This is a genomic window from Lysobacter spongiicola DSM 21749 (assembly GCF_900167055.1).
Taxonomy (GTDB): Bacteria; Pseudomonadota; Gammaproteobacteria; order Xanthomonadales; family Xanthomonadaceae; genus Novilysobacter; species Novilysobacter spongiicola.
This window is the reverse complement of sequence record NZ_FUXP01000023.1, coordinates 1-11892: the sequence shown is the minus strand read 5'-3', so window position 1 is coordinate 11892 and position 11892 is coordinate 1. Positions and strand designations below refer to the sequence as shown.

10 protein-coding genes are annotated in these 11892 nt (G+C 58.5%); all 10 read left to right on the top strand.

Annotation, left to right across the window (positions count from 1 at the left end; genetic code table 11):
* The first annotated feature begins 186 nt into the window (after positions 1–186).
* Positions 187–645, top strand: coding sequence for a hypothetical protein (locus tag B5D37_RS14775; protein ID WP_143814362.1), 459 nt, complete (start codon positions 187–189; stop codon positions 643–645).
* Positions 646–1065: 420 nt separating this feature from the next.
* The gene (locus B5D37_RS14465; protein ID WP_078759441.1) at positions 1066–1755 is read left to right on the top strand and encodes a M23 family metallopeptidase; all 690 of its coding nucleotides are present in this window, start codon (positions 1066–1068) and stop codon (positions 1753–1755) included.
* Between the two features lie 868 nt (positions 1756–2623).
* Positions 2624–2929, top strand: a complete 306-nt coding sequence (locus B5D37_RS14460) for a hypothetical protein (protein WP_078759440.1) — start codon at positions 2624–2626, stop codon at positions 2927–2929.
* A gap of 154 nt (positions 2930–3083) precedes the next feature.
* Positions 3084–3305 (top strand): hypothetical protein, encoded by a 222-nt coding sequence (locus B5D37_RS14455; protein WP_078759439.1) that lies wholly within the window; start codon positions 3084–3086, stop codon positions 3303–3305.
* On the top strand, positions 3298–3807 hold the full coding sequence (locus B5D37_RS14770) for a hypothetical protein (protein WP_159447419.1): 510 nt from the start codon (positions 3298–3300) through the stop codon (positions 3805–3807). The genes B5D37_RS14455 and B5D37_RS14770 overlap by 8 nt, the downstream gene beginning before the upstream one ends.
* Positions 3808–4277: 470 nt before the next feature.
* Positions 4278–4712 carry a GNAT family N-acetyltransferase gene (locus tag B5D37_RS15305; RefSeq protein ID WP_078759438.1) on the top strand — a complete coding sequence of 145 codons (435 nt, stop codon included), beginning with the start codon at positions 4278–4280 and terminating at the stop codon, positions 4710–4712.
* 2216 nt (positions 4713–6928) lie between these two features.
* Positions 6929–7456 carry a hypothetical protein gene (locus tag B5D37_RS14440; protein WP_143814359.1) on the top strand — a complete coding sequence of 176 codons (528 nt, stop codon included), beginning with the start codon at positions 6929–6931 and terminating at the stop codon, positions 7454–7456.
* 120 nt (positions 7457–7576) lie between these two features.
* Entirely contained in the window at positions 7577–8044 is a 468-nt protein-coding gene (locus B5D37_RS14765; RefSeq protein ID WP_143814358.1) for a hypothetical protein, read from the top strand.
* Between the two features lie 895 nt (positions 8045–8939).
* Positions 8940–9785, top strand: a complete 846-nt coding sequence (locus tag B5D37_RS14430) for a trypsin-like serine protease (protein ID WP_078759434.1) — start codon at positions 8940–8942, stop codon at positions 9783–9785.
* An 844-nt stretch (positions 9786–10629) separates the two neighbouring features.
* Positions 10630–10941, top strand: coding sequence for a hypothetical protein (locus B5D37_RS14420; RefSeq protein ID WP_078759432.1), 312 nt, complete (start codon positions 10630–10632; stop codon positions 10939–10941).
* Positions 10942–11892: the final 951 nt, after the last annotated feature.

Genomic DNA, 11892 nt, shown 5'->3' with positions numbered 1-11892 from the left:
GGCACCCAAGGCAGCACCGCCTAACAGGTCATTCAAGCCGACCCCACTTCGTCTTAGCTGCAGGCATGTTCGCTGCTGGGGCGTCAGTTCAACTCCCGGCTCACGCGTTGTGGGTCGGCTTAATTCCGGTGTTAGGCTCATCATGCAATCGATCCACCTTGGGGCGGAATAATTGGAGGGGATGCTATGGCTGCACTGAAAACCACACTTAAGATACTGGTTGTTCTTTTCGTAGTATATTTAGTAGGGGGAACCCTGCTTGAAAATCACTTTGAGAAAGCGCAGCAGGATCGCTGCGCCGCCCTAGAGCAAGAGTCCAATGAGCTTTTGCCCCATCTTGTTATCGGCAATTTGATGATACGGGGCCCATCCATTAGCGGGAGACTTTCCAACAATTCCCATTCTCATGTTTATGGAGAAGCAGTCTTTAACGTAGCAGCGAGTGACTGCATAGGGTCCGGATGTTCTGTCGTTGGCCGGGGCAACTACTTCGCGCGCAATGTGTCCATCCCACCCGGCGAGGCAAGAGATTTTATCGCAACTGCTACTGGCAATGAAATTCAACGCATTTCTCCGCAGGGCCAGATGCAGTACGCTGTGGAATTAACCACCGTGAACTGGGGAAGACAAGAATGCTACTTTTAGCTGTTGAATTCCCACCAAGCGCTTAGCTATCGCAGCTTTGAGGCTCCACCTGGCGAACCGACCCTACACCCGGAAGTGCTCCTACTGCGCGCGTGCCATTGACGAATGGTGCTTCCGTTGGCTTGCCGGTACTAGCAAGCGTCATCGCTTCTGCGGTGACTGCGAGCGGCTGGATAGGGCTGCCCGCAAGCGGGGCGGCAAAGAACTTGCGGCCACTATGCGATTGGTCGTCCGTCTCGGAGCATGCCCGATTAAGACTCTCAATGATCTGCGAGCTCGCCAACATCGAACCTAGCCTAACAATTCGTTCAAGCCGAAACCGCTTCGTTACACCAAAGGCATGGCAGAAAAAGCTTGCCATGCCTTTGGTTCCACTACGCGGTTCGGCTTAACTCAGGCGTTAGGCGCACAGGAGAGTTCATGGAAGCCTCACCCATTTCAGTCGGATTTCCTTTGCGCGGTGAGTGGTCTGCTCTCAATACGCCTGCACACAAGGTGCCCAGCCATGGCACGGACTACCTGGCCCAAACATACGCCTACGATTTCGCCCGATTGAGCTGGATAGATGGGAAGGTCGACGATTTCCACGGCAAGAAGAACATCGGATACCTGTTGGGTCGCGTGAAACTCCACGATTGTTACGGGTGGTCGCAGCCCGTCATCGCCCCATTTGCAGGAACAGTCGTACATGCTGCAGATGGATGGCCGGAAAGACGAACGGTCCATTTGGCAAGAGACGTTTTCATAGCGTTGAAGAATGGTTTGCTCTTCAACGAAAAGAAGCACAAAGACCTGAGGCCGGTCGCGGGCAACTACCTGATTCTAGAGGGAGATAACTGTTTCGCCTTCCTCGCGCACCTTAAGACCGGATCCATCACGGTCAAGAAGGGAGATAAGGTAGTTGCTGGTCACTTGCTTGGGGAGGTAGGACATTCTGGCAATTCCACAGCCCCTCATCTGCACTTTCATCTCATGGATGCTCCTGATCCTCGCTCCGCCTCGGGCGTACCTTGCAGCTTTGACAACTACGAGGTCTATCGTGATGACACTTGGGTGTCAGTCCGCAATGAAATGCCTGGCCGCTTGGAGCGCATCCGCATGTGCGCCTAACAATGCGTTCAAGCCGAAGCCGCTTCGTTCCGCCAACCACATGGCAGATAGAGCCTGCCACGTGGTTGGCTCCACTACGCGTCTCGGCTTAACTTAGGTGTTAGGTCGCAGTAAAAGCGTCTTTCGTGGCAATGGGCTTCCGCAGTTCTTACCTGATTCGCTTCACCGGGGTTTCTGGTTTCGCAGCAAGTGTGTTTATGGCACGGCTGGGGTTTGGGGAGGCAATTGGTGGCCTGCGCCACGGCGTTCTCGCTCGGCTGCATTACGGCCATCGGGTTCGTTCCGGCAGTGCAGGTCATCGGGCGCAGGTACGGTTTTCGGCGCTGCTGCAAGCCTGGTCTTTCGCAAGCGTGTGTTCTCGGCTACGGTTGCAACCTAACTGGTCATTCAAGCCGAGCCCGCTTCGTCTTTTCGACCAAATGTGTCGTTGGTGAAGCTGTTTCGGCATCCGGTCCGCGCGTTGCGGGCCGGCTTAATTTCGGTGTTAGGCGCGCTACCTATGAGGAAGAACGCGTGATCTTAATCTCAGGCGTGATCGGTGCAATCGGTGGTGCGCTCGGTGCACTTGCTATGGCTTTCCTTCTACCCAAGAAGCCTTGTCCTAGGTGCGCCGAGCCCCTGCCGCGATTTCGCAAACCTTCGGGAGCACGCGACGCAATGCGCGGCGGATGGCACTGCGCAGCATGTGGAGCGCGGGTCGCCCGCAATGGGTCGCTGCTCACGGAAGAAGGCCGTGGCGTGAGCACCTAACAGGTCATTCAAGCCGAACCCACTTCGGCCCATTTGCAGGCATAGTGGCTGCTGGGATCGCAGTTCAACTGCCGGCTCACGCGTTGTGGGTCGGCTTAATTCCGGTGTTAGGCCGCTCATGGACATGGTCGCAAGCTCAAATAAAATCACTCTCGCCGCATGGCTGTTTACCTGCCCAATTCTCTTGACCGCAGCAGTTTTGGTGCTACCCCGCTTCAATCTCTATGCAACGCTCGCCGAGAGGTTCACGCTTCTTGCTCTTCTGGCGTTGCCCTTGGTCGGTGCAGTTGGCATTGCCCGCCACAAGCAATCCACACTTACGGCTCGGCTACTGCTTGCGGCCGGTTATTTGATTTTGGGTCTTGGGTTAGCGGTGTTCGCGGTTATCTTCATCGGCTGTTCGTGGGCAGGCGCGTGCTTCTAGACGCGCGGCCTAACAATTCGTTCAAGCCGAACCCGCATCGTGGCGTCGCCTGGGTGCTTTTCCGCTACGCTAGCACCCAGTCGCCACCCCGCTGCGGGTCGGCTTAACTCAGGCGTTAGAGCCCACTCGGCCAATTCAAATCAAAGGCGATCTAATGGCAACCTTGAACGGCGACGACGCAAAAACCATCAAGCGACTTGAAGAGGCCGCTTGTGAGCACGGCGTCGTAATGGATCTACTTGGCGCCATTGAAGACTGGCAAGCGTCCGGTCGCCCTGACGAGTACGACATGCACTTCTTTGAGCTTGCGGCTCTTGCTGCTGCCTTAGCCAGGGAGGAGCGCAGTCGGCGCGGCCTCGACAAAGACAGTGACTGAGAGTTCGCGGTTCGCGGGCTCTAACAATTCGTTCAAGCCGAAACCGCTTCGTTACACCAAAGGCATGGCAGAAAAAGCTTGCCATGCCTTTGGCTCCACTACGCGGTTCGGCTTAACTCAGGCGTTAGGCCTTGGGGGAAAAATGGTCTGGCTGGCCAAATTCTCGACCGCACTTGCAATCTTTGGCTTCTCATACGTCTTTGTATTGGCGATCATCCAGAAGACGAGAAAGAGGGATATGCCGCGTGCCCGCGGGCTCGGTCTAATTCTGTTTTGCTGCGGCCTGGGTCAATGGGCTGTATTCTGCCTCGGCGTCTTTCCCTACATTTCCGGACAAGGCGTCTCGTTATCTCGGCACCTTAAGTACTTTTCTGCAGCAAGCGATCCGACTGCTGCATTAACCGGCATCTTGGTTCATGTTTCACTTGGCCTGTTCCTTAGTTGCGTCGGCCTTTACTTCGGCCTCAAGCTCCTCAGACATGGCACTCTAGCCAAGGCCTAACAATTCATTCAAGCCGAAGCCACTTCGTGGCTCGGCTTAATTCCGGGGTTAGCCGGCACTGCTCAAGCTGTTCTGCGGTCGCCTCTTCGGTAAGTTGCACCCGGGCTGGAAGCGCGACTCGCGCTCGCCCAACGCTGGCTCCGGCTGGTCTCCTTCGGCTAGGCCGTCGCTTTCCCCAGTCCTGCTGCTTTGGCTGGTCGGCTCAATGATTCTGGAGCCATCTCCGGACACATGTCGCCGTGGGGCTCCGAGGTAAGGCGCCGGTCCGCCCGGGCTGGTACTGTTTCGGCGAGTGGCGGGGCTCTGGGGTGTGGTGTCGGCCGGCCTGTCGGCACCCAAGGCAGCACCGCCTAACAGGTCATTCAAGCCGAACCCACTTCGTCCCAGTTGCAGGCATGTTCGCCGCTGGGGCTTTGCTCAACTCCCGGCTCACGCGTTGTGGGTCGGCTTAATTCCGGTGTTAGGCCGTGATGGCATCTATCGACGTAGTTGTTGCTAATGCGGACGAGCTCCCAGCAGCTCAGGCGTTCTATGAGAGCCGCGGCTACGGTGGCGCGGCCATTGAGGCCTCGGACTTCGTGGTGCTCGCCAAGCGTCAGGAGAGGATCGTAGGCGTCGGCCGCCTGTGCCAAGAGCAGGATCTGCTGTGGCTGCGCGGGATGCAGGTGGAGCCCCGGTCCCAGAGATTAGGAGTCGGCACCCGCATCTTGCACACGCTGGGTCAGGAGATTGGCGGCCGCAGGTGCTGCTGCCTCCCGTACAGCCATTTGGTCGGCTTCTATCAACAGGCGGACTTTCAGCAGGCTCGCAACCACCTACCGCCAGCACTAGCTGCGCGTCTGGCAAGCTACGTGTCGCGTCGGCTGCAGGTAGTCGCTATGGTCAGGCCGGCGGTCACGGCCTAACGAGTCATTCAAGCCGAACCCACTTCGTCCCATTTGCAGGCATGTTCGCTGCTGGGGCTTCGGCTCAGCTCCCGACTCACGCGTTGTGGGTCGGCTTAACTCCGGTGTTAGGCGGCTGCTGCTGGTGAGCTCTGCATCGGCTCGCTTCTTCGGACACTCGCGTTGCGGCTGACAGCGCGACTCGTGCTCATCCGACGCTGGCTTCGGCTGGTCTCCTCCGGCAGGCTCGCTGCATCCGGCTTCTGTCGCTTTGGCTGGTCGGCTCAATCATTGCGGAGCCATCTTCGGCTGCATGTCGTCATGGGGGTCCCGGGTAGAGCGCCGGTCCTCGCGGGCTGGTAACGTTTCGGCTGGTGGCGGGGCTGCGGGGTGTGGTCTTGGCAGGTCTGCCAGCACCCAAGGCAGCATCGCCTAACAGGTCATTCAAGCCGAACCCACTTCGTACCATTTGCAGGCATAGTCGCTGCCGGGGCTTGGCTCAACTCCCGACTCACGCGTTGTGGGTCGGCTTAATTCCGGTGTTAGACGGCACTGCTCAAGCTGTTCTGCGGTCGCCTCTTCGGTAGGTTGCACCTGGGCTGGAAGCGCGACTCGCGCTCGCCCGACGCTGGCTCCGGCTGGTCTCCTCCGGGAAGACCTCCGCATCATGGAAACCGGAGCTCTGGCTATCCGGCTCAATTCTTGGGGAGCCATCTCCGGCTGCATGTCGCCGTGGGGTCCCAAGGTAAGGCATCGGTCCGCCCGGGCTGGTACTGTTTCGGCTGGTGGCGGGGTTGCGGGGTGTGGTGTTGGCAGGTCTGTCGGCACCCAAGGCAGCACCGCCTAACAGGTCATTCAAGCCGACCCCACTTCGTCTTAGCTGCAGGCATGTTCGCTGCTGGGGCGTCAGTTCAACGTCCGGCTCACGCGTTGTGGGTCGGCTTAATTCCGGTGTTAGCCGGTACTGCTTACCCAATTCTGCGGTCGCCTCTTCGGTAGGTTGCACCTGGGCTGAAAGCGTGACTCGCGCTCGCCCGCCGCTGGCTCCGCCTGGTCTGCTTCGGCTAGACCGTTGCTTCCCGGGTTGTGTTGCTCCGGCAGGTCGGCTCAATGATTTCGGAGCCATCTTCGGCTGCATGTCGCCGTAGGGTTTCGGGGTAAAGCGCCGGTCCCCGCAGGCTGGTACTGTTTCGGTCGGTGGTGGGGCTGTGGGGTGTGGTGTCGGCAGGTCTGTAGGCACCCAAGGCAGCACCGCCTAACAGGTCATTCAAGCCGACCCCACTTCGTCTTAGCTGCAAGCATGTTCGCTGCTGGGGCGTCAGTTCAACTTCCGGCCCACGCGTTGTGGGTCGGCTTAATTCCGGTGTTAGACGGCACTGCTCAAGCTGTTCTGTGGCCGCCTCTTCGGTAGGTTGTACCTGGGCTGGAAGCGCGACTCGCGCTCGCCCAACGCTGGCTCCGGCTGGTCTCCTTCGGCTAGACCGTCGCTTGCCGGGTTAAGTTGCTCCGGCTGGTCGACTCAATCATTGCGGAGCCATCTTCGGCTGCACGTCGCCTTGGGCTTTCAGGGTAAGGCGCCGGTCGCCGCGGGCTGGTACTGTTTCGGCTGGTGGCGGGCTCTGGGGTGTGGTGTTGGCGGGTCCGCCAGCACCCAAGGCAGCACCGCCTAACAGGTCATTCAAGCCGAACCCACTTCGTCTTAGTTGCAGGCATGTTCGCTGCTGGGGCTTCGGTTCAACTCCCGGCTCACGCGTTGTGGGTCGGCTTAATTCCGGTGTTAGACGCCTCGGAGGCAGAATGAGCTGGCACGTTCTCAGCCTTATCATCCTCTTCGGCTTTAACCTCCTAGCAACAATCAGAGTGTTCCGCGCAGATCTCCTGGCGCCGCAGCAACGAGTGCTTCAGGTGCTACTGGTTTGGCTCGTTCCGGTCGTCGGGGCGATCATCTGCCTGCTGGTCCACGCCAGACAAGGCCCCGCCGGTGACCGGACTAGAGATCCCAATTTCCATCCGGCGGATGCACAATGGGACGTGGTTCCGCGGGGTTCCGACTCTGTCGACGGGGACTAGTGGCGCGGCGCCTAACAGGTCATTCAAGCCGAACCCACTTCGTCCCATGTGCAGGCATAGCCGCCGCTGGGACATCAGTTCAACTCCGGCTCACGCGTGGTGGGTCGGCTTAATTCCGGTGTTAGACGCCTTAACAAGCCTCTTCGCCACCCGGTAGCTAGGTCACGATGATAAAAGAATCCGAATTAGATCGCGCATTTGCGGATGCCGTGGCCACGTCCGCCGACTTTCGGCAATGGGTGCTGGCACAAACACCATTTAGGGAGTCGGCCAGGACGGCTATTCTTTTACGCAATGAACAAATTCATGCGCGGCCGAAGGTGGCTCCCGCAAACTGGTGGCGCCACTGGTGGTGCGCGCTCGATGACTCAACTGAGTCGGAAACCGATATCTTTCTTGTCTTCGAGTTAGGCCAAACGCAGAAGCGGTGCGCGCTGCATATCGAAAACAAGCCTCCCCACGGCAAGTTTACCCCAAGCCAGTACCTGAACTACCGCCGTAGAGCGGAGTTCATGGCAAGCGAGAGCAAGTACCTAAACTACAGTGAATTCGTTACCGTCATTCTCGCCCCGGAACAATTCCTTAAGCGTTACGCCAGCCAAGTCTGCAGTTTCGATCTATCGTTATCGTATGAAGCAGTCTCAGGTTTCGTCCCGCTGTTCGCCGAGTCCCTGCGTGAGCGCGGCGGCGCCTAACAGATCATTCAAGCCGAACCCACTTCGTCTCAGTTGCAGGCTCGTTCCCTGCTGGGGCATCGTCAGCTCCCGACTCACGCGTTGTGGGTCGGCTTAATTCAGGTGTTAGATCTCACAGCCATGACCACCTCGCTCGAAGATCATCGAACAGGCCTTCGAGCGACATACGTCGGGTCTTCGCCTGGGCAACGACTCAAGGTTGCCTTGGATCGCCTCGGCTATCCCACGCATGAGCCGAACTTGCTAATTACGCGGGTCTCGGCCGTCGAGGCGCTTGCACGCTCCTTGCTAGTTCATCGCATCGCGGCTGCTGGCGAGAACATAGAAAAAGTGTATGCCCGCTATCGCTTGACCGGCCCGGAAGCATTGTTGGAGGCATATTTCACCTCCATCGGATCAGGATCGGCTCTCCACTTCTTTGGCCAAGAGCGCTGGGAGCAGTTCCAGCACGCAGTTCAATACCGTCACCTTCTCGTCCATGAGTGCACATACCTGCACCCAGAAACGGCTATGCCGCTAATTGAAACTTGCAGGGAAATTCTGCTGCAACTGGCAAGATCGGCCGGACTGCCAACCGGTGAGATCTAACAATTCATTCAAGCCGAACCCGCTTCGTCGCTTCGTCGAAATATGTCGCTGCTGGTGTTCCTTCCACTCCCGGTTCGCGCGTTGCGGGTCGGCTTAATTCAAGTGTTAGGCATCAGCAGAATGACCACTGAGATCCGAGAGTTCCGCCAAATGCTTGAGGCCGGCCGGCGCTACTTGGCAGGGACGTGTTCCATCCAAGAGCTCAATGGTCACGTGAGTGGGCTCGCTACAGCCGCAAAGTTCTGGGGTGGTCACCCCGCACTTGCTCAGGTCGCTGGCGATTGGTCCGCTATGGTTGACCGGCGCTGGAACGAGTGGGGCCATTGCCCCAATCCCCTCTCAGAGCAGGAATTCCTGGCATGGCTAGAGGGGCAACTCAGTTCTCTCGGGCAGATGCCTAACAATTCATTCAAGCCGAACCCGCTTCGCGGGTCGGCTTAATTCAGGCGTTAGACGGCACTGCTCAAGCTTTTCTGCGGTCGCCTCTTCGGTAGGTTGCACCTGGGCTGAAAGCGTGACTCGCGTTCGCTCGACGCTGGCTCCGCCCGGTCTCCTTCGGCTAGACCGCCGCTTCTTGGGTTTTGTTGCTTCGGCTGGTCGGCGCAATCATTGCGGAGCCATCTTCGGCCGCATGTCACCATGGGGTTCCGAGGTAAGGCGCCGGTCGGCCCGGGCTGGTACTGTTTCGGCTGTTGGCGCGGCTGTGGGGTGTGGTGTCGGGAGGTCTGTCGGCACCCAAGGCAGCACCGCCTAACAGGTCATTCAAGCCGAACCCACTTCGTCTTAGTTGCAGGCATGTTCGCTGCTGGGGCTTCGGTTCAACTCCCGGCTCACGCGTTGTGGGTCGGCTTAATTCCGGTGTTAGCCCCCTTGAAACATTTCCGAAGGAATCACAATGTCCCGGTTCTTATTGCTCACGCTGCTTGCTGTGTCCTTCGGTGCAAGCGCGATCGTCATTCGCGATGATGTCGATGACGCGAAGTATCGGGTTCCGGCGTCCGAATTTCCCGCGCTCGCTGACCTCCACGGCGAAGGGCATGGCGTACTAATTGCGCCGCGCTGGGTCGTCACCGCAGCACATGCGGCTCAAATCAGGCAAATCACCATCAATGGGATACCCAGGGATGTCAAACGTCTGGTCCTGCATCCGGGGCACAAAATGCCATCGCAGAGGCTTCTCGATCAGGCGTTGGCCACATGGGACTGGACGTTGTTCCGCGTGCTGCTTGCCTCTTCGGACGACATCGCGCTTATTGAATTGACAGAGCCTGTTACCGATGTTGCCCCCGCTGCAATCAACAAGAGCGGCGACGAGTTTGATCAGGTCGTCAAGATCATGGGAAAAGGTGCCACCGGTAACGGCGTCACCGGGTACGAATTCAGTGATTCCCACCGCACCGAGCTTCGCCGTGCGTACAACAAAATCACAAGCGCCGATGGCCGATGGCTCTGCTACATCTTCGACAAGCCGTCGGATGCCCTGCCACTTGAGGGAGGGTCTGGAAGCGGCGACAGTGGCGGACCAATCCTTATTCAGACTGAGAAAGATTGGATACTTGCCGGACCGACTTCATGGTCAGACCCTCAAAGTGCTATTAGGACGCCCGGGCGGTATGGTCAAATCAGTTGTAATGTCCGTTTAAGCCATTACAGCGATTGGATTGAAAGCATTATCTCTGGGCAACCGCAGGCGGGGGCTAACAATTCATTCAAGCCGACGCCGCTTCGCGGCGCGGCTTAATTCAAGTGTTAGACGGCACTGCTCAAGCTGTTCTGCGGTCGCCTCTTCGGTAAGGGGGCACCTGGGCTGGAAGCGCGACTCGCGCTCGCCCAACGCTGGCTCCGTCTGGTCTTCTTCGGCAACACCGTCGCTGTCCGGGTGTTGCTGCTCTGGCTGGTCGGCTCAATCATTTCGAAGCCATCTTCGGCTGCATGTCGCCTTGGCGTTTCGAGGTAAGGCGCCGGCGCTCGCGGGCTGGTACTGTTTCGGCTGTTGACGGGGCTGTGGGGTGTGGTGTTGGCGGCCTGTCGGCACCCAAGGCAGCACCGCCTAACAGGTCATTCAAGCCGAACCCACTTCGTCTTAGCTGCAGGCATGTTCGCTGCTGGGGCGTCAATTCAACTCCCGGCTCACGCGTTGTGGGTCGGCTTAATTCCGGTGTTAGGACTCATGTCAGAAATCTCAGCCACCCGACAGAACAGACTCTACCGGCTCTGGGCCGTTCCACTGCTTCTTGTTGGCGTGCTGCGGCTCGTGGGGGGCTACAGCGACGGTACGCTGCACCATGTCTTGCTGGGCGCGGGGATGTTGCTAATGGGATTCTTCGCATTTCGCCACAACCTCCTGGACCTATCGCCCAAAGCAGTTACACCGGCGCATCTCGGGGCAACAAGCATGACTCTCCTGGCATCAGGCGTTGTGCTTGTACTCGCAGCGGCGGCCGTGGCGCTTGCCACCTGAGTCCTAACAAGTCATTCAAGCCGAACCCACTTCGTCCCATTTGCAGGCATAGTCGTTGCTGCAGCTAAACTTCGATCCCGACTCACGCGTTGTGGGTCGGCTTAATTCCGGTGTTAGGGCCCACATGCGAAGACTCTGGCTCACCCTTCTCAAGGGCACTCTTACGGCCGGGCTAACTACCACCATTGCTGCTTGTGGCGATGACGGTCATCTGCGCGGGCACTTGACAAATAGCCCTGACGGAAAGACTTATCTGTCCATCGCGGATGATCACAATGGCTGCCCGATCAAAGTTGACGGACAAGCCTGGACAGTTCCGGTTGGCACTCCCAAACCAATCGAGCCTGGCGAGCACAAGATAGAGTGCTACGGTGGCGAGATTCGCTTTGTGATTCCGGAGGGCGTGGTGTTCAATTTTGACTATTGGGGTCCGTGAGTGAGCCCTAACAGTTCATTCAAGCCGAACCCGCTTCGCGGGTCGGCTTAATTCAGGCGTTAGGCATCACATGAAAGTTGAGCTAGACGTTGAGGTAACGCTTTCCACTTCGAGGGGCGTTATCGTTACATTCGATTCTGGCCTCGAGATCTCGCTTGACTGCTCCACCTGCGGCAGGACCCACAGGACGGTCGTGTTTGACGCGCTTGGTCAGCCCGGACGCTGCACACCCGATGGGCATCTCTTTGATGGAGAGATTGGCCACAAGCGAGTCACGACCCACGGTCTTTGGCATAAGAGCTATCGCTGCGTGATTCCCTTGTCCTATCAGTACCAACAGGTCAAAGATAAGAAGTATCCGTCCCGCATCTCTTCTCCGGTGCCAACGTGGGCACGCGTGCATTTCGCGGCCGCATGTCCGGACTGCGGCCGCTCCAGCAACGTCTCAACTCAGAACAACATCGTGCGGCCATACACTTTCAGCTGCACGTGCGGGAAGGTTCTCTACACCGAGAGGGCATCGCAGCCTACTTTCAAGGTGTGCGATGCCTAACAAATCATTCAAGCCGAACCCGCTTCGCGGGTCGGCTTAATTCTGGTGTTAGACGGTACTGCTCAAGCTGTTCTGCTGTCGCTTCTTCGGGCAGCGGCAGCTGGGCTGGAAGTGCGACTCGCGCTCGCGCAACGCTGGCTCCGCCTGGTCTCCTTCGGCCAGGCCTTCGCTCCCCGGGCTCCGTAGCTCCGGCTGGTCGGCTCAATCATTTCGGAGCCATCTTCGGCTGCATGTCGCCTTGGTGTTTCCGGGTAAGGCGCCGGTCCTCGCGCGCTGGTACTGTTTCAGCTGGTTGCGGGGCTGTGGGGTGTGGTGTTGGCGGGTCCGCCAGCACCCAAGGCAGCACCGCCTAACAGGTCATTCAAGCCGAACCCACTTCGTCTTAGTTGCAGGCATGT